Source organism: Mesorhizobium sp. L2C066B000 (genome assembly GCF_000502335.1).
GTDB lineage: Bacteria > Pseudomonadota > Alphaproteobacteria > Rhizobiales > Rhizobiaceae > Mesorhizobium.
The window spans coordinates 78,269-95,741 of the sequence record NZ_AYWZ01000007.1 but is presented as its reverse complement, the minus strand read 5'-3'; the positions used below and the strand labels follow the sequence as shown (position 1 = coordinate 95,741).

Sequence of the window (17,473 nt, the reverse complement as noted above, 5' to 3'; positions counted from 1 at the left end):
CGGCTCAGCCGCCCACCGCCGCCTGCCTCTCGCTACCACGTTGCCGCTGCACATAATCGCGAAAACTGATGCATTCGACGTCGGCTTTCACGCACGTCTCGTCGGCAAAGCGCTCCAGCGCATTCCAGTAGGCGCCGTCATTCATCAGCGTGAAATGGAAGCTCAGCACCAGCGGGATGCGCTTGCCCTGATATTGCTTGTCGAAGGCAGCACGGAAGGCCTGGTAGGTCCGATCGCTGAACTCGGCTGCCTGGCTCGGCCGTTCGAAGCCGCCGGAGTGGCGGACATAAAGATTGTAGTCCATGGCGATCACCGGCCTGCCGCTCCGGCCTTCCGGGATCTGCGGCAGCGAAAAGCGAGTGAGGCCGCCGCTGGTCGGCGGCTCGACCGGGCCGTTCGAAACGCCGCTGGCGTCATAGTCGTAGCCTGCTTCAGCCAGGGCCTTGTAGAGCCCTTTGCCGGTCGAGAGGTAGGGTGCGCGAAAGCCGACCACGGCATGGGCAATAGCGCGCCAGCCTGCGGGCTCGGGCGCAATGCCGTTGATTGCATAGGCGTTCTCCAGAATGCGCTCGAACGATGCGAATTCCTTCAGCCAGTCGGCCTTGCTCCAGTCCTTGCCGTCGAAATGGCCGCAGCCATGGCTGGCGATGTCATGGCCTTCCGAAGCGGCGAGCCCGATCTGATCGAGCCGATCGGCGACGTCCTGCTTCGAAGCGGCAAAGCCGATGTTGGATTTGCCCGCGGACTTGCCGGGCGCTGTATATTCGGCGCGCGTCTGCGGCGACAGCAGGAAGACGCAGGACAGAAAGTAGGTGAAATGCGCGCCGGTGCGCTTGGCCAGCGCCCGGCTGCGCTGCCATTGCGAAATCTCCCGGTCACTGTCGAACGAGATGATGACGATTTGCTTCGGCTTTGCCGGGGCAGGCGGCGCCGGCGGGTCGGCGAAAGCAGTGCCCGCCATGGCAAGCACGGCTGAGGAAAACGCAACAACGCGGGACAAACGAGGCATCGGCAATCTGGGCTTGATCGGAGGCAGTCCAAGCCGGCTATCGGCAAAATGTGGCGTGGGTGCGATCAAAGTCGGCAGCTATGCGCCCGGCGATTAGCCGATTTTCCTGCCCAGCCCCTTCCATGCCCGCGAAATTTCGCTAAAACGCGGGCTCAAGAAGCGCCCCTGTTGGGGCAGCAATGGTTTTGATTGATGTCCGACGACAGTTTTATCCGCGAAGTCAACGACGAGATGCGCCGCGAAAAGGCGCAGGCGCTGTGGGATCGTTTCGGTCCGGCGCTGCTTGGCCTTGCTATCCTGGTGGTGCTCGGCACCGCTGCCTTCGTCGGCTACCGCTATTGGGATGAGACCCGCGCCAACCGCTCGGGCGATGCCTTCTCGCAGGCGCTGAAGCTTGCCAATGACGGCAAGAGCGACGAGGCGCTGACAGCGCTCGAACAGCTGGAAAAGGATGGCTACGGCGCCTATCCACTGCTCGCCCGTATGCGCGCCGCAACCGTCAAGGCCGACAAGGGCGACTTTGCCGCCGCCGTTACGGATTTCGATGGCGTCGCCGCCGACACCGCCATTCCGCAGGGCATTCGCGACATGGCGCGCCTGCGGGCAGCCCTGCTGCTCGTCGACCACGGCTCCGTCGCCGATGTCTCCAGCCGCGTCGAGGCGCTGACCGCCGACAACAACACGCTGCGCCACACGGCGCGCGAAGCGCTCGGCCTTGCCGCCTGGAAGGAAGGCAAGACCCAGGATGCGCTGAAGCTGTTCGACCAGATCGCCGCCGATGACGGCGCCCCGCGCAATGCGCGCCAGCGGGCGACGCTGATGTCCGAACTGATCCGCGGCTCGGGCGCGTCATGATACGCATCGCCCAAAATGCGCTGCGGTTTTGGGCGATGGATGACGGATTGTAGGGCCGGATGAGCTTCAAAGTCGCCATTATCGGCCGTCCCAACGTCGGCAAATCGACGCTTTTCAACCGGCTGGTGGGACGGAAGCTGGCGCTTGTCGACGACACGCCGGGCGTCACCCGCGACCGTCGCGTCCACGCGGCCAAACTCTACGATCTGCATTTCGATGTCATCGACACCGCCGGTTTCGAAGACGCCGCCGCCTCGACGTTGCCCGGCCGCATGCGCGCGCAGACCGAGATCGCGATCCGCGAAGCCGACCTGATCTTCTTCACCATCGACGCCAAATCAGGCCTTTTGCCCGACGACCGCACCTTTGCCGAGATCGTGCGCAAATCCGGCAAGCCGGTCGTGCTGGTCGCCAACAAGGCCGAGGCCAAGGGCGCCCAGGGCGGCATGCTGGAGGCCTGGGAACTCGGCCTCGGCGAGCCGATCCCGGTCTCGGCCGAGCACGGCCAGGGCATGCCCGATCTGCGCGACGCGGTGATCGAGGCGCTGGGCAAAGACCGCGCCTTCGGCGAGGAAGAAGACGAGGCCGAGGACGTCGCCGCCAGCGAGGTGCTGATCGGCGAGGACATCACCGATCCCGACGCCGAACCCGCCTATGACGACACCAAGCCGATGCGCATTGCCGTCGTCGGCCGGCCCAATGCCGGCAAGTCGACGCTGATCAACGCGCTGATCGGCGAGGAGCGGCTGTTGACCGGCCCGGAAGCCGGCATCACCCGCGATTCAATCTCCGTCGACTGGGACTGGCATGGCCGCCGGCTAAAACTGTTCGACACTGCCGGCATGCGGCGCAAGGCCAGGATCCACGAGAAGCTGGAAGTGATGTCGGTGCAGGACGGCTTGCGCGCCATCCGCTTTGCCGAGATCGTCATCATCGTGCTCGACGCCACCATCCCTTTCGAGAAGCAGGATTTGCAGATCGCCGACCTAATCATCCGCGAGGGCAGGGCGCCGGTCATCGCCTTCAACAAATGGGACCTGATCGACAATCCGCAGGAACTGCTGGCCGAGTTGCGCGAAAAGACCACACGGCTTTTGCCGCAGGTGCGCGGCATCCAGGCGGTGACCGTTTCGGCCGAGACCGGGCGCGGCCTCGACAAGCTGATGGATGCCGTCATCAAGACGCACAAGGTGTGGAACAGCCGCGTTTCCACCGGCAAGCTCAACCGCTGGCTGGAAAGCATTCTGGCGCATCACCCGCCGCCCGCTGTCGCCGGCCGCCGGCTCAAGGTCAAATATGTCACCCAGGCCAAGACCCGGCCGCCGGGTTTCGTCGTCCAGTGCTCGCGGCCCGACGCGATGCCGCAATCCTATGTCCGCTACCTCTCCAACAGCCTGCGCGAAGCCTTCGACATGCCCGGCGTGCCGATCAGGATAGCGCTGCGGACTTCGGACAACCCGTTCGCGGGGAGAGCGAACAAGCGCAAGTGAGCGGTGACGGTTGCGAAATTCTCCGCAAGATTGGCGGGACAGCACCCCCCTCTGCCCTGCCGGGCATCTCCCCCTCAAGGGGGGAGATCAGTCGTTTCGTCTTTGGAGCCTCTCTTGCAACGTTGAAAATTGGCGAAAGCATTCGCGAGATCCAATCTCCCCCCTGCGGGGGAGATGTCCGGCAGGACAGAGGGGTGTGACGGAACGCTACGCTGGACAGCCGCTTCCGTCTAAGCGACCTCTCTCAACCGCTCGTCCTGCGGCAGCGCCGCCACCGCCGCGTGCCACAATATATCCGCCAGCCGCGCCGCCACCGGGTCCAGTTCGGCGTCTTTCTGGTGCAGCACCAGCGCCATGGTCGGCAGCGCGGGCAAGCCCAGCGTTTGCGGCGCCATCGCCCTGACATTGGCCGGCAGGCCGATATCGGTGCGGATCGTCAGGCCGAGGCCGGCGGCGACCGCCGCCCAGATGCCGCCAAGGCTGGGGCTGGAGAAGGCCATCCGCCATGGCAGGCCGGCGCGGTCGAGCGTTTCCGTCGTCACCGTGCGCAGCAGGCATGGCGCTTCCAGCGCCACCAGCGGCAGTGCCTCGCCCTCGCGCAGCCTGGTCTCGATAAGCTTTGCCGGCCCGATCCAGCGCAATTGCGCGTCGCCGACATGCCGGCTGTAAGGCAGCGCCTGGCCGCTGTCCCAGGCCAGCGCAATGTCGAGATTGCCTGATGTGATCCGCTCGGCGAGTTCATAGCTGCGCCCGATCCGCGCCTCGATCTTGACCTTGGGGTGCGCGCGGGCGAAGCGTCCGAGCACCTCCGGCAGCACCGCCTCGCCGAAATCCTCCTGCAGGCCGAGCCTGACCCAGCCTTCCAGTTCCACGTCGTGGATGGCCGAGGCCGCCTCGTCGTTCAACTCGAGCAGCCGCCTGGCATAGCCGAGCATGGTTTCGCCGGCTTCGGTCAACGCCAGTCCGCGGCCCGACTTGCGGAAGATCGGCGTCGCCGCCTGGTCCTCCAGCTTCTTCAGTTGCGCGCTCACCGCCGAGGTCGAGCGTCCAAGCCGGTCGGCGGCCTTGGCGAAGCTGCCGAGTTCCATGCCGGTGACGAAGCTTCGAAGGACATCGAGGTCGAAGGTTACGCGGCGCATCACAACGATCCTGTTTTTCGGGAACAATTGTCAAAAACTTCCCGATATCCGGGATGAAGTTATGGCGGTAAAGACGAGGCGTCAAGGTCCCGAAAGGGCATCAACAGGAGTCCCGCCATGTCGATTGCCGACGCAAATTGTGAGCCAGGCCGGGTTGGCCGAGCCGCCGCCGTCACGTCGAAGGTTGAACGATTTCGCGCCAATCATCGCTGGAAGGTGCTTGGCATTGGCGTTGCCGCCAATGCCAGTTTCTCCGCCACCTTCGCCGGCATACCGGCGGCGGCGGTGTTTCTGCGGTCGGGCTATCACTTGAGCAATGGCAATCTCGGTCTGGTCCTCGGCCTTCTCGGACTGGGCGTCGCCTTGAGCGAACTGCCCTGGGGTCTGCTCACCGACCGCTGGGGAGATCGCGGCGTGCTGTTGACCGGCCTTGGTGCGACCGCGGCGTGGCTCGCCCTGATGGCGTTGTTCATCGTGCCCTCAGTGACCTATGTGCCTGGCGTCGCAATGCTGGCCGCATGCCTTCTGGTCGCCGGCCTGCTCGGCGGCAGCGTCAACGGTTCCAGCGGCCGCGCCATCATGGCCTGGTTCCACGAAGGCGAACGTGGCTTTGCCATGAGCATCAGGCAGACTGCGGTCCCGCTCGGCGGCGGGCTCGGCGCGCTGGTCCTGCCGTCGCTGGCATCGGTGCACGGTTTCGCGGCGGTCTTCTGGCTGCTGGCCGCCATGAACGCCGTCTCTGCGCTGTTTGCCTGGCGATGGCTGCACCAGCCGCCGGAACTGGACAATGCCGGCAGCATGGCCATGGCAAAGTCGGGCGGTCCGGCGCCGCTGCGCAATGTCGAGGTCTGGCGCATCGCCACCGCCATCGGCCTGCTCTGCTTTCCGCAAGTGGCGGTGCTCACCTTCGCCTCCGTTTTCCTGCACGATTTCGCCGGCATGGCCACGCTCACGATCAGCGCCAGCCTTGCCGCGGTGCAGACCGGCGCCATGGTGATGCGCGTCTGGAGCGGCCGCTTCACCGACCGCCATGGCAACCGCCGCTGGTTCCTGCGCCTCTGCAGCATGACGAGCGCGCTTGGTTTCGCGGCCCTCGGCCTGCTGGTTCTGGCGGCAGGAGCCACGCCAGGCTCCCATGCCGCGTTGATCACGGCGATCGCCGTGCTGCTGGTCGTTGCCGGCATTTCGGTCTCCGCCTGGCATGGCGTCGCCTACACCGAACTCGCCACGCTTGCCGGTGCCAGCCGCGCCGGAACCGCGCTCGGTCTTGCCAACAGCTTCGTCTTCATCGCCTTCTTCGTGGTGCCGACCGCCATTCCGGCTTTGCTGCTTGTCTGGTCGTGGCCTGGCGTCTGGCTGGTGGGCGCGCTCTGCGCCATGATTGCATGGCCAATTTTCCTGCGGCCGAACTGACGGGTTGCCGGCCGGCAAACGGCGTCCCATTTCGGGCCGCTTCGGAACAACACGATCGACCGCGTTAACCCCGCATCAAGGTTAATGCTTCACTTTGGCTCTCCAGTGGCTCAGTGGCGTTTCTGGAGAGTTCCCCGTGCATCGACGTGTCCTGAAGCGGCTGGCCGCCGCCGCCGGTGAGAAAAAACGTTCCTTCGTATCGCCATTGGTCGTCGGGCTCGGCATCTGGATCGGCTTTCCGACCGTCGTCGCCTACCAGGACATGGGCAGCTTGATTTCCGGCCTCGAAGCATCGGGCTCCCGCTGGAACTCTTATGTCGAGCGCTCCGTCGCCGGCTCGGTTCATGCCGCCGAAATGCCTTTCATCGATTCCGTCACCACCGGTTCGCTCTCGGGCTCGGGCGTACGCCTGCCCGGCGTCGGCAAGGTCTCGTTTCGCGGCAAGGGCAATGTCGCCGGCATCACGCCCGACGAGGACCGCGTCATGCGTGCCGACAAGAAGGGCCGCATCATCCAGGTCTCGCCGGTGGCGCCGCCGAAGAACTTCAATGCCGGCTCTATCTTCCAGCGCACGTCCTCGCTGCTGCGGCCGAGCATGGACAGCGGCCTGAAGCTCGCCTTCGCCAAGCCCGGCATCAAAGGCAAGGAAATCCAGATCGCCCAGGCCTTCCACACCAATGTGGACAAGAAGCCCGATCCCGGCGTGCCGGCCATGCTTGCCGCCCTCGTCAACAATGACAGACCGGACGTGCTGGCCACCGCCTATGCCCAGGCCGAACCCGATTACGCCAAGGCCTCGCCCTTCGAAGCGCTGCTGCAGGACGAGGAGCCGAGCAGCGGGCGCTTCATTCCGCCGATGGCCAAGGGCGATCATTCGTGGATCCAGAACCCGCTGCCGGCCAGCGTCTTCTCCACGAAGGAGCAGGCCTGCCTCGCCAACGGCATCTATTTCGAGGCGCGCGGCGAATCCGTGCGCGGCCAGGCCGCCGTCGCGCAGGTCATTCTCAACCGAGTCCGCAATCCGGCCTATCCGAACTCGATTTGCGGCGTCGTCTACCAGAACGACAACTGGCTGAACCGCTGCCAGTTCTCCTTCGCCTGCGACGGCCGCAAGAAGCGCATCGAGAGCCCCGCCCACTACAAGACCGCGCAGGACGTCGCGATGGCGGTCACCGCCGGCAAGATCTTCATTCCCGAAGTCGGCTCATCGACCCATTACTACGCCAACTATGTCCATCCGGGCTGGGCGCGCACGATGCAGAAGATGACCAAGATCGGCCTGCATATCTTCTACCGCACGTATGGCGGCGGCTGGAGCTGAGCCCTTCGGCTTGCCTGTCGCAAACGAACCGCAAAGGCCCTGGAAGCCGAAATCGGACAGCGGTCGCCGGACGGATTCGGGGCATGTGCCGACCCGATAGTGCCGGGCACGATGTCGCACCTCGCCAAGTGATTGATTCCAATAGAAAAAATACATGGCTTTGAAGTCCCGCCCGTGGCTTGACGGGCGCAAACCCTCTAACTATGTTGCCGGCGACTTTAGAAGCGGACGGACGGTGACGGTCTGACCGGGCAGGGGGGTTACGATGGCCGACAAGAACGGGCCAGACGGAACCGGAGAAACCGGCCGCGGCAGCAAGCACGAGGCCGACATCCGCGACGAAGATCTCGAACGCCGCCGGCGTGAGCTTGGAGCATCGCTTGCGACAAGACGGCCGGATCAGCTCGAGGGGAATGACGGCGCGAAAGCGACGGCCGGATATGGCCAGGCGCTCAAGCTGTCCAGCGAGTTCATCGCCGGGATAGTGGTGGGTGTGGGCCTTGGCTGGTTTCTGGATCGTGTGGCGGGAACCTCGCCATGGGGTCTGGTCGTCGGCTTGTTGCTGGGCTTTGGCGCCGGCGTGCTCAATGTCCTGCGTTCGTCAGGTGTTGTGGCGGAATTCGGAAAAAGCGAGAAGTCGCACGATCCGAAAGAATGAAATGGCGCCGCCAACGGCGCACAAGGACACTTAAGGCCGTTCGCGGCTTTGACGGGGATGTAAATGGCTACTGACAAGGTCGATCCGATCCACCAGTTCCATATCGTCAAGCTGATTCCGATCAACATCGGAGGCTATGACCTGTCCTTCACCAATTCGTCCCTGTTCATGGTCGCGACCGTCCTCGTCGCATCGGCGTTTCTGTACCTCTCGACCTCGAGCCGCAGCCTTGTTCCCGGGCGCCTGCAGTCGGTTTCGGAAATGGGCTACGAGTTCGTCTCCAACATGCTGCGCGACGCCGCCGGAACGCAGGGCATGAAGTTCTTCCCCTTCGTGTTCTCGTTGTTCATGTTCGTACTGGTCGCCAACCTGCTTGGCCTTTTCCCGTACTTCTTCACCGTCACTAGCCACATCATCGTCACCTTCGGCCTCGCAGCCCTGGTGATCGGAACCGTCGTTGTCTACGGCTTCACGAAGCACGGTCTGGGTTTCCTCAAGCTCTTCGTGCCGCATGGCGTTCCGGTGTTCCTGCTGCCACTGGTGGTGCTGATCGAAGTGATCTCCTTCGTGTCGCGCCCGGTCAGCCTCTCGGTTCGTCTGTTCGCCAACATGCTGGCCGGCCACATCACACTGAAGGTGTTTTCGGGCTTCGTCGTCAGCCTGAGCGCGCTCGGCGCCGTCGGCGTTGCCGGTTCGGTGTTGCCGCTGGCCATGGCAGTCGCGCTGACCGCGCTGGAATTGCTGGTCGCTTTCCTGCAGGCCTACGTCTTTGCGGTGCTGACCTGCATGTATCTGAACGACGCCCTGCATCCCGGGCACTGACCTAGAATTTCCGGCATCTTTCGCCGGATGGAATTGCAACGAATTACAGATCCAAAGGAGTTTAAAATGGACGCAGAAGCAGCAAAGTACATCGGCGCCGGTATCGCTTGCCTGGGCATGGGCGGCGCGGGCATTGGCCTCGGCAACATCTTCGGCAGCTACCTGGCGGGCGCCCTGCGCAATCCGTCGGCCGCCGATGGCCAGTTCGGCCGCCTGATTTTCGGCTTCGCCGTGACCGAAGCTCTGGGCATTTTCTCGCTTCTCATCGCGCTTCTCGCCCTGTTCGGCTGAGCCCCTGTTCGGCCAATTATTGGTCGGACGAGCATTGGGAAGAATTGGCTGGCCGCATTCCTGCGGCCATGCCTGATATCAGGGGATAGTCCATGTTCGTGACATCTGCGTTTGCGCAAGAGTCCGCACCCGCCGCTGAAGGCGCCCATACCGGTACGGAAGGCGACACGCATTCCGGCACCGGCGTGCCTGCCGAGGCGCACGGCACGTTCCCGCCATTCGATCCGGCGACGTTTCCGTCCCAGCTTCTGTGGCTGGCGATCACGTTCGGGCTGTTCTATTTGTTCCTGAAGAAGGTGGTGATGCCGCGCCTTGGCGGCATCATCGACGTCCGCAGCGATCGCATCACGCAGGACCTCGACCAGGCCGCCAGGCTGAAGGGCGAGGCCGACGCCGCCGTTGCCGCTTACGAGCAGGAACTGGCGGAAGCCAAGGCCAAGGCCAACGCGATCGGGCAGCAGGCCAACGACGCTGCCAAGGCTGAAGCCGAGGCTGCCCGCAAGAAGGTCGAGGCCGCCCTCGACAAGAAGCTCGGCGAGGCCGAGGCCAGCATTGCTTCCATCAAGGCCAACGCCATGAAGGAAGTCGGCACGATTGCCGAGGACACCGCTTCAGCCATCGTCGATGCGCTTGTCGGCGGCAAGACCAGCAAGGCCGAGATCTTGGCTGCGGTCAAATCCGTGGCCCGGTGAGGAGCACATTATGGACGCCACATCTCTCGCAACGCTCTGGGCAACGGTTGCCCTCGTCATTTTCCTCGGCGTTGCCGTTTACATCAAGGTGCCGGGCCTGATCGCCAAGTCGCTCGACGCCCGCGCGACCAAGATCAGCGACGAGCTTGCGGAAGCCCGCCGGTTGCGCGAAGAGGCCCAGCAACTGCTCGGCCAATACCAGAAGAAGCGCAAGGAAGCCGAGCAGGAGGCCGCAGCCATCGTCGCTGCCGCCAAGCGCGAGGCCGACATGCTTGCCGCCGAGGCGCACAAGAAGACCGAAGACTATGTCACCCGTCGCACTGCGCTTGCCGAGCAGAAGATCGGCCAGGCAGAGCGCGAAGCCGTCGCCGAAGTGCGCGCCAGCGCCGTCGACATCGCCGTCGAGGCGGCCCGCACGCTGCTCGCCGGCAAGATCGACGCCAAGGCCGGCGCGGATCTTTTCAAGTCCGCGCTGCAGGACGTGAAGGCCAGGCTGAACTGAGCGGGGTTAACTCGCTGACATCAAGCCGCCCGGGCAACCTGGCGGCTTTTTTGTTGAGCGGCGACGGACATTGGCGAAGGCGGTGGTGCGCCTGATCTCCCCCCTCGAGGGGGAGATGTCGCCAAAGGCGACAGAGGGGGTCGGTTCGACCAGGCGCGACGCTCTTTCTGCGACCAAGAAGGGCTAGCGCTTCACGCGCGGTGACCCCCTCTGGCCTGCCGGCCATCTCCCCCTCAAGGGGGGAGATTTAGCTGTCCAACCCGACAAACCCTTCTTCCTCAACCACCTCAACCCCACCCAGCCTGAACGGCGCGAATGACGCCCGGTGCAGCCTTGCCACCGGCCCATGCGCTTCGATCGCGGTGCGGTGCCGCACGGTGGCGTAGCCCATATGGACCTCGAACCCGTAGCGCTCGTGATGGCTGCCGCAGCCGCACATCATGCGGTCGCGCATCACCTTGGCGACGATCGAGGCGGCGGCGATCGATTGCGAGCGCTGGTCGCCCTTGATCAGCGCGCGGCCTTCGCAGAGGAGACCCGGCGGCACATCGCGGCCATCGGCCAGCGCCAGCTTTGCCTGGATCGGCAGGCCGGCAAGGGCGCGGCGCATGGCTTCCAGGCTGGCCTTGAGGATATTGCTGCCGTCAATGCCTTCGGCGCTGACCGAGGCCATCGACACGCCGAGCGCTGACCCCAGGATTTTCAGGAACAGCGCCTCGCGCTGCAAATGGTTGAGCCGTTTGGAATCGTCTAGCCCGTCGGGAATGTTGGCGGGATCGAGGATCACCGCCGCCGCCACCACCGGCCCCGCCAGCGGACCGCGGCCGGCCTCGTCCATGCCTGCCACCGGCCAAAGGCCTTCAGCCATCGCCTTCGTCTCGAAGGAGAAGTCGGGCTTTTCGACGATTTCGAAAAGAAGCGGAGAATCGGAACGCGCGCGAGCCATGTTGCGGCGAGGTTCGCATCGGCTCCGATTCTCCGCAAGTCCCTCCAGGGTCGAGTGGGGCAAGACCGGGAGGGCACCGTCTGCAGGCCGGGGGACAGGCCGGACGGGATTCTTGGGTCGCCTGCCAACCACGAGGGCAGGGCAGGCGCTACTTTCAGAGCAGCATCAGCTGCTCGGTCGCCTTGGCGGCGGCTACAAACTGGTCGGTTCGGAGCGTGCGCCGCTCGGCGTTGAGGCCGAGCCGCTTGGCCGTGATCTCGAAGCGCCGGCCGATCTGCCAGGCATAGGGGCCGGCGCCTTTCATCCGCTTGCCCCATTCCGAATCATAGTCCTTGCCGTCGCGCATCGAACGGATCAGCGACATCACGTGCCGGTAGCGGTCGGGATAATGGCGCAGCAGCCAGTCCTTGAAGATCGGCGCCACCTCGAGCGGCAGGCGCAGGATCACATAGCCGGCCTCGCGGGCGCCTGCGGCGCGTGCCGAATCGAGGATACGCTCCATCTCCTGGTCGGTCAGGCCGGGGATGATCGGCGCCACCATGACAGAGGCCGGGATGCCGGCATCGGAAAGCTGCCGGATCGCCTCGAGGCGCTTGGTCGGCGTCGACGCGCGTGGCTCCATGGTGCGCGCCAGCATGCGGTCCATCGTCGTCACCGACAGCGCCACCTTGGCCAGCCCGCGTTCGGCCATGCGCGACAAGATGTCGATGTCGCGCGTCACCAGATGGGATTTGGTGACGATGCCGACCGGATGGCCGCGCGCCTCCAGCACTTCGAGGATCTCGCGCATAATCCGGTATTGTTTCTCGATCGGCTGGTAGGGATCGGTGTTGGTGCCGATGGCGATGGTGCGCGGCTGATAGCCATCCTTCGACAGTTCCTTGTCGAGCAGCCGCGCCGCATCCGGCTTGGCAAACAGCTTCGCTTCGAAATCCAGCCCCGGCGACAGGCCCATGAAGGAATGCGTCGGCCGGGCGAAACAATAGACGCAGCCATGCTCGCAGCCGCGATAGGGGTTGATCGAGCGGTCGAAGGAAATGTCGGGCGATTCGTTGCGGGTGATGATGGTGCGCGGCTTCTCGACCTGCACTTCGGTCTTGAACGGCGGCAATTCCTCCAGCGAATTCCAGCCGTCGTCGAACACATGCCGGCTGACCGGCTCGAACCGGCCGGACGGGTTGATGCCCGCGGAACGGCCGCGGTTGCGATCCGGACGGACGCGCATGCCGCTCTGTTCGATCATCGCATTGGCCATCTCGGCTCGCCCTGCTCCGAAAGCAGCAATGTCCGCACGCACGATATGTTCCATTTTGGCCCTTTCCCAAGGACTGTCGGCTGGCTGTCGAATCGCTCTGTTCATGAAAATAATCCTATTTCGCTGATGAGAACAAAGCAAGAACTTTTTCGTTGGGCCATGCAAAACTGGCGCTGCGCCGGGCTTTCCGCTATTCGGCTAAAAATGCTCAGCGTTCTCATCGAAACCCGGGATGACGAAGAAGGCCTTGCCCGCACGCTCGCCTCGTTGATCGGCGGCGCGGTCGAGGGCGTGGTGCGCGATGTCATCGTCTGCGACACCGGCTCGACCGACCAGACGCATCGGGTTGCCGATCATGCCGGCTGCCACTTCGTGGCCGGCGGCATTGCCGCGGGAATCAGGCAGGCGAAGGGTGACTGGCTGCTGTTTCTGGAACCCGGCGCAAGGCTGGCGGAGGGCTGGATCGACGACGTTGTCGCTCACACGGCGCGGCAAACCATGCCGGCGCGCTTTTGCCGTGCGCGCGGCAGCCGCACGCCGTTCCTGTCACGGGTGTTTTCGGGCAACCGGGCGCTGGCCGAAGGGCTGGTCATCAGCAAGCGCCAGGCCGCTGCCCTGTCGAAGAACGCGCACAGCGCCGAAGCCCTTGCGCGCGGTCTCGCCACCAGGCGGCTCGACGCCGAAATTTGGCTGGCGCCGAAGAAGTGATGTTTCTCCCTTTTCCCGTTCCCAGGGAGAAGGGTGCCCGAAGGGCGGATGAGGGGCAGCGTCGGCGTCTCATCCGCATTGGCACGGTCGCAGCACCATCCCTCTTTTTCGCCGCAAAAAGCTATTGTGCATTGCACAAAAGCTGACGCGGGATTAGCATTCCGTTGATGCGGGATATCGGGGTTTGGGTAGTGCCGGAGCGGTAAGCAAGCGCCGCGTCGTCGTTGCTGCCGTTCATATCTGAGGACCCCGATGAACCTTTCGTCCCCTGACAAATCCGGCGCCCCCAGCCTGGAAGCCATTGCCCGCAACGGCAGCCTGCTCCGCCGCGTTGCGGTGCGTATTCCGACCTATCTCTCCGACCTGCGCGAAAATCCCGCATGGCTGCCGATGTTCGTGCTTGCCCGCACCATGCCGGCGCGCAAGCTGCACTGGCTTGGCGCCAAAGCCGCGCGCCCCGCGCAGAGTGCCGGAGCTACGATGTTCAGGGGCGTCGACCTCAAGTCGATCCTCGCGGCGCTGCGCACCGATGGCCTGTTCTCCGGACTGGTCCTTCCGCAGGCAATCCACGAAGAGATCGCCAGCTTTGCTCAGAGCACGCCGTGCTTCGGCAATTTCGACCGCCGGCTCGAATTCATGCCCGGAGAACACGCAGAAGCCGAGAAGCGGTTCGGCCGCTCTTTGCTCAGCGGACACTATTTCGAGCGCATCCTCGGCTGCAAGGCGGCACTCGCCATCCAGAACGACCCGCTGCTGCTCGACATCGCCCAGCACTATCTGGGCGGGCAGGCAAAGCTGATCACCACGCGTATCTGGTGGAGCTTTCCGACCGGCGAGGCTTCCGACGCCGACAAGAACCTTGCCTCGCTCGGCAAATATCATTTCGATCTCGACGACTGGCGGATGCTGAAATTCTTCTTCTATCTCAAGCCCTGCGATGCCGGCACCGGCCCGCATGTCTATGTCAAAGGCAGCCACAACAGGCGCAGCCTCAAGCACCAGTTGACGCTGCTGGTCGGCCATCCGGCGCAAGACGTGCTCAAGGTCTATGGCGACGACAGCCCGGTCACGCTGACCGGCGAGGCCGGCCTCGGCTTCGTCGAGGACCCGTTCGGCTTCCACATGGGCACCGTGCCGTCCACCACGCCACGGCTGATGATGGAGGTCGGCTTCGGCGTCTCGCCGCCCTCGCGCCGCCGCTTCCACGGCGAACCGGTCATCCGCTGAGGCCGGAGCGGATCTCGACCGGCATCCAGCGCGCTTGCCGCCGGGCAATGCGACCCTCTTTGTTCTCGGCATCATAGTCCATTGGGACCGGCTCGCGGTTGAACCGCGGCCGGTCATCCAGCGCATTGACGATGACGATCGCTCTCGGTTCGCCGTCGGTGGTCACAGCAGCGACATAGACGCCGCAGTCCCGGCAGATGAGATAATCGGCGGTGCGCAATCCGAACCGGTATCGGTGCAGCCGCGCCTCGTCCTCGACCGAGACGATCAATCGGCCCTGCGGATCGGCGGCGGCGCGTGAGCCATGCCGGACGCAGAAGGCGCACTGGCAGGCGCGGATCTCCATCTCGGCCGGCTCCATTCCCGTTTCGAACGTCAGGTGGATGTTGCCGCAATGGCAGCCGCCGCGGTGCGCGCTCATTGGATCTCTTCCGTCTTGACTTGGCGACAGACTATCCGCCCGACGACCCGGAGGAAATGACCTCTCGAAGGCGCAGCCGCCATTCTGCCTGACAAAGGCAGCACTTGGCCGGCACTTTGCCTTGGTTTACGAGGCGGCCTTGCCGCGCCGCAAATGCTCGTCCAGGCGCGGCATGATCTCGACGAAGTTGCAGGGCATGTGGCGGTAGTCGAGCTGCGGTTTCAGGATGCCGTCCCAGGCGTCCCTGCAGGCGCCGGTCGAGCCCGGCAGCACGAAGACGAAGGTCGCGTTGACGACGCCGCCCGTCGCCCGACTCTGCACTGTCGAGGTGCCGATCTTGTCGTAGGAAATGCGGTGGAACACTTCGGAAAAGCCATCCATGCGCTTCTCGAAGATCGGCTCCAGCGCCTCCGGCGTCACGTCGCGGCCGGTAAAACCGGTGCCGCCGGTGGTGATGACGACATCGATGTCTTCGTCGCGCGACCAGCCCAGCACCTTGTCGCGGATTTTCTCCCGGTCGTCGGTGACGATGTCGCGCGCGGCCAGGACATGGCCGGCCTCGACGATGCGATCGGCCAGCGTCCGCCCTGATTTGTCGTCGGCAAGGCTGCGCGTATCGGACACCGTCAGCACCGCGATGCGCACCGGGATGAACGGGCGGCTCTCGTCAATTTTGGCCATCGGCCCCCTCCGAAGCGATGCTTCGTGTCGCGGCGACAAACCACTCCGGTTCGCGGCTGCGAATCTCGGCGGCGGCGCGCTTGGCGACATTGCCGGTCTCGAACAGCCCGAAGCATGTGGCGCCGGAGCCCGACATGCGCGAAAATCCCGATCCGGCCCGGTTCAGCAGGGAAACCGCTCGGCCGATGGGCGGCTGGATCGCCTGCGCCGCCGATTCGAGATCGTTGCGGGTGATCTCCAGCCAGTTGCGGACGCTGTGGAAGTCAAATGCACGCGGCAGCGGCGGCAATCCCTCATTGTCGCGTTTCTCAAGTGCGTTGAACACATCAGGCGTCGAGACGGCGACGCCGGGATTGACCAGCACCAAAGCGAGCGCCGGAAAATCCGGCACCAGCGACAGCTCATCGCCGACGCCACGCGCAACCAGCGGTTTTGCCGCAAGACACATCGGCACGTCGGCGCCGAGCGTGAGACCGATCCGCGCCAGTTCGGCCTCGCCGATGTCGAGACCCCAGGTCCGGACAAGACCCTGCAATACCGCCGCCGCGTCGCTCGAGCCGCCGCCGACCCCGGATGCGACCGGCAGGTTCTTTTCCAGCCGGATGGCAACCGGCGGCGTGCTCTGCTGGCCGGCCTGCCTGCGCAGCGCCTCGCGCGCCTTCACCACCAGATTGCTGTCGTCGATCGGCACGGAAGTCGCGTAACGGCCCGATACGGAGAACCGGTCGGCGTCGGCAGGCTCGATCTCGACCCTGTCGCCGAAGCGGGTGAAAACGACCAGGCTCTCGAGCAGATGGTAGCCGTCGGCGCGCTTGCCGGTGATGTGCAGCGCCAGATTTATCTTGGCGGGCGCAAGCCACGTCCGGGCTGCGGCATCCAAACTGTCGGCTGCTGACGGGATGATGCTCAGTCCTTGGCCAGGCGGTATTCGCCGGTCTTGGGATCCTGGACCAGCGTGCCGTTGGTGCCGTTGGCTGCCTGCTTTTCGGTGCGCCGCACCTTGGCGGTCACACGTTCGGCCTCGCGGACGAAGGTGCGGTAGCCGAAATAAGCGGCTGCGCCGACAACTGCGAAGAAAATGATCTGAGGCATTTCAAAGCTCCTCCCTCGCAAGGCGGCAAGGCAGACTGTCAAGCCCTCATGCTAGACGCTTTCCCTGCTTTTTCAAAGCCCGAAGCGCGCCCACAATGCGCGCTCTTCCGCCGCATCGATCACGCCGCTTGCGGCGGCGGCGGCAATATCGGGCGCTGAAAAGTTCGAGCCGAACAGGCCGATGCGGCCAAACAGGCCACGCGGCGCGGTGACCAGCCTGAGCTGGGTTTTCGCGCCGAAGCGGGTTTTCAGTACCGTGCGCATGTCGCTCAACGCATCGACGAGGCCAAGCTCCAGCCCTTTCTTGCCGGTCCAGAACAGGCCGGTGAACAGGTCCGGATCGTCCTTCAGCTTGGTGCCACGGCGCTCCCTGACCAGATCGATGAAGGTCTCGTGCACTTCCAGCTGCAGCGCCTTCAGGCGCTCGACGTCTTCCCTCTTCTCCGGCTTGAACGGGTCGAGCACCGCCTTGTTCTGGCCGGCGGTGTGGACACGGCGCTCGACACCGATCTTCTTCATCAACTCGGGAAAGCCGAACGAGGCCGAGACGACACCAATCGAACCGACGATGGAGGACGGATCGGCAAAGATCTCGTCGCCGGCGACCGCGATCATGTAGCCGCCCGAGGCCGCCACATCCTCGACGAAGACCAGCACCTTCTTGTTCTTCTCGACCGCGAGGTCGCGGATGCGCTTGAAGATCAGCCGCGACTGCACCGGCGAGCCGCCAGGCGAATTGATCGAAATGGCGACGGCGGGCGCATCGAACAGGAACGCCTTTTCGATGAGGGCGGCGGTGGACGCCAAGGACAGGCTCGGCCGGAACGGGCCGCCGCCGGCCATGATGGTGCCATGCAGCCTGATGACGGGAATGGTGACGACGCTGGATCGCCAGGATTTCGGCAGCAGGCGGTTGAAAAGGCGTTTCACGAGGTGGCTGTCTCCAAATGG

20 protein-coding genes are annotated in these 17,473 nt (G+C 64.5%); 11 read left to right on the top strand and 9 right to left on the bottom strand.

The window, feature by feature from the left end; translation table 11 throughout:
- Positions 1-4: 4 nt before the first annotated feature.
- A complete protein-coding gene (locus tag X733_RS149120; protein ID WP_031193433.1) occupies positions 5-1,009 on the bottom strand; it encodes a polysaccharide deacetylase family protein in 1,005 nt (334 codons plus the stop codon).
- A gap of 192 nt (positions 1,010-1,201) precedes the next feature.
- Between X733_RS149120 and X733_RS149125 the strand changes: the two genes are divergently transcribed.
- The gene (locus tag X733_RS149125; RefSeq protein ID WP_023692117.1) at positions 1,202-1,864 is read left to right on the top strand and encodes a tetratricopeptide repeat protein; all 663 of its coding nucleotides are present in this window, start codon (positions 1,202-1,204) and stop codon (positions 1,862-1,864) included.
- A 59-nt stretch (positions 1,865-1,923) separates the two neighbouring features.
- Entirely contained in the window at positions 1,924-3,354 is a 1,431-nt protein-coding gene (der, locus tag X733_RS149130) for a ribosome biogenesis GTPase Der (protein WP_023729305.1), read from the top strand.
- Positions 3,355-3,584: 230 nt separating this feature from the next.
- Here der and X733_RS149135 read toward each other — a convergent pair whose 3' ends face one another.
- Positions 3,585-4,493, bottom strand: a complete 909-nt coding sequence (locus X733_RS149135) for a LysR substrate-binding domain-containing protein (RefSeq protein WP_023668489.1) — start codon at positions 4,491-4,493, stop codon at positions 3,585-3,587.
- Positions 4,494-4,610: 117 nt separating this feature from the next.
- Here X733_RS149135 and X733_RS149140 point away from each other — a divergent pair, with 117 nt between their 5' ends.
- The 7 genes from X733_RS149140 to X733_RS149170 all read left to right on the top strand — a co-directional run bounded on the left by X733_RS149140 (position 4,611) and on the right by X733_RS149170 (position 10,192).
- Entirely contained in the window at positions 4,611-5,906 is a 1,296-nt protein-coding gene (locus X733_RS149140; protein ID WP_031193431.1) for an MFS transporter, read from the top strand.
- 136 nt (positions 5,907-6,042) lie between these two features.
- On the top strand, positions 6,043-7,227 hold the full coding sequence (locus X733_RS149145; RefSeq protein ID WP_023818992.1) for a cell wall hydrolase: 1,185 nt from the start codon (positions 6,043-6,045) through the stop codon (positions 7,225-7,227).
- Positions 7,228-7,492: 265 nt separating this feature from the next.
- Positions 7,493-7,885, top strand: coding sequence for an AtpZ/AtpI family protein (locus X733_RS149150; RefSeq protein ID WP_023668486.1), 393 nt, complete (start codon positions 7,493-7,495; stop codon positions 7,883-7,885).
- Positions 7,886-7,948: 63 nt separating this feature from the next.
- On the top strand, positions 7,949-8,707 hold the full coding sequence (locus X733_RS149155) for a F0F1 ATP synthase subunit A (protein WP_023818991.1): 759 nt from the start codon (positions 7,949-7,951) through the stop codon (positions 8,705-8,707).
- A 66-nt stretch (positions 8,708-8,773) separates the two neighbouring features.
- Positions 8,774-8,998 (top strand): F0F1 ATP synthase subunit C, encoded by a 225-nt coding sequence (locus tag X733_RS149160; RefSeq protein ID WP_006206606.1) that lies wholly within the window; start codon positions 8,774-8,776, stop codon positions 8,996-8,998.
- 92 nt (positions 8,999-9,090) lie between these two features.
- A complete protein-coding gene (locus tag X733_RS149165) occupies positions 9,091-9,690 on the top strand; it encodes a F0F1 ATP synthase subunit B (protein WP_023738460.1) in 600 nt (199 codons plus the stop codon).
- Positions 9,691-9,700: 10 nt separating this feature from the next.
- Complete coding sequence (locus tag X733_RS149170) at positions 9,701-10,192, top strand: F0F1 ATP synthase subunit B (protein WP_023668483.1); 492 nt, start codon at positions 9,701-9,703, stop codon at positions 10,190-10,192.
- A 247-nt stretch (positions 10,193-10,439) separates the two neighbouring features.
- Here X733_RS149170 and X733_RS149175 read toward each other — a convergent pair whose 3' ends face one another.
- A complete protein-coding gene (locus X733_RS149175) occupies positions 10,440-11,138 on the bottom strand; it encodes a ribonuclease HII (protein ID WP_023726390.1) in 699 nt (232 codons plus the stop codon).
- A 154-nt stretch (positions 11,139-11,292) separates the two neighbouring features.
- On the bottom strand, positions 11,293-12,447 hold the full coding sequence (locus X733_RS149180) for a PA0069 family radical SAM protein (RefSeq protein ID WP_023684378.1): 1,155 nt from the start codon (positions 12,445-12,447) through the stop codon (positions 11,293-11,295).
- A gap of 150 nt (positions 12,448-12,597) precedes the next feature.
- Here X733_RS149180 and X733_RS149185 point away from each other — a divergent pair, with 150 nt between their 5' ends.
- The gene (locus X733_RS149185) at positions 12,598-13,101 is read left to right on the top strand and encodes a glycosyltransferase (protein WP_023687105.1); all 504 of its coding nucleotides are present in this window, start codon (positions 12,598-12,600) and stop codon (positions 13,099-13,101) included.
- Between the two features lie 252 nt (positions 13,102-13,353).
- Positions 13,354-14,328, top strand: a complete 975-nt coding sequence (locus tag X733_RS149190; RefSeq protein WP_023818989.1) for a hypothetical protein — start codon at positions 13,354-13,356, stop codon at positions 14,326-14,328.
- Here X733_RS149190 and X733_RS149195 read toward each other — a convergent pair.
- The 5 genes from X733_RS149195 to X733_RS149215 all read right to left on the bottom strand — a co-directional run bounded on the left by X733_RS149195 (position 14,318) and on the right by X733_RS149215 (position 17,452).
- Positions 14,318-14,749, bottom strand: a complete 432-nt coding sequence (locus tag X733_RS149195; RefSeq protein ID WP_023818988.1) for a hypothetical protein — start codon at positions 14,747-14,749, stop codon at positions 14,318-14,320. The genes X733_RS149190 and X733_RS149195 overlap by 11 nt on opposite strands.
- A 126-nt stretch (positions 14,750-14,875) precedes the next feature.
- Positions 14,876-15,430, bottom strand: coding sequence for a molybdenum cofactor biosynthesis protein B (gene moaB / locus X733_RS149200; protein ID WP_023818987.1), 555 nt, complete (start codon positions 15,428-15,430; stop codon positions 14,876-14,878).
- Positions 15,417-16,310 carry a 4-(cytidine 5'-diphospho)-2-C-methyl-D-erythritol kinase gene (locus X733_RS149205; protein WP_023818986.1) on the bottom strand — a complete coding sequence of 298 codons (894 nt, stop codon included), beginning with the start codon at positions 16,308-16,310 and terminating at the stop codon, positions 15,417-15,419. The genes moaB and X733_RS149205 overlap by 14 nt, the downstream gene beginning before the upstream one ends.
- Positions 16,311-16,336: 26 nt before the next feature.
- Positions 16,337-16,522: a membrane protein gene (locus X733_RS149210; RefSeq protein ID WP_023668475.1), complete on the bottom strand. Its 186-nt coding sequence runs from the start codon at positions 16,520-16,522 to the stop codon at positions 16,337-16,339.
- Between the two features lie 72 nt (positions 16,523-16,594).
- On the bottom strand, positions 16,595-17,452 hold the full coding sequence (locus tag X733_RS149215; protein ID WP_023668474.1) for a S49 family peptidase: 858 nt from the start codon (positions 17,450-17,452) through the stop codon (positions 16,595-16,597).
- Positions 17,453-17,473 lie beyond the last annotated feature (21 nt).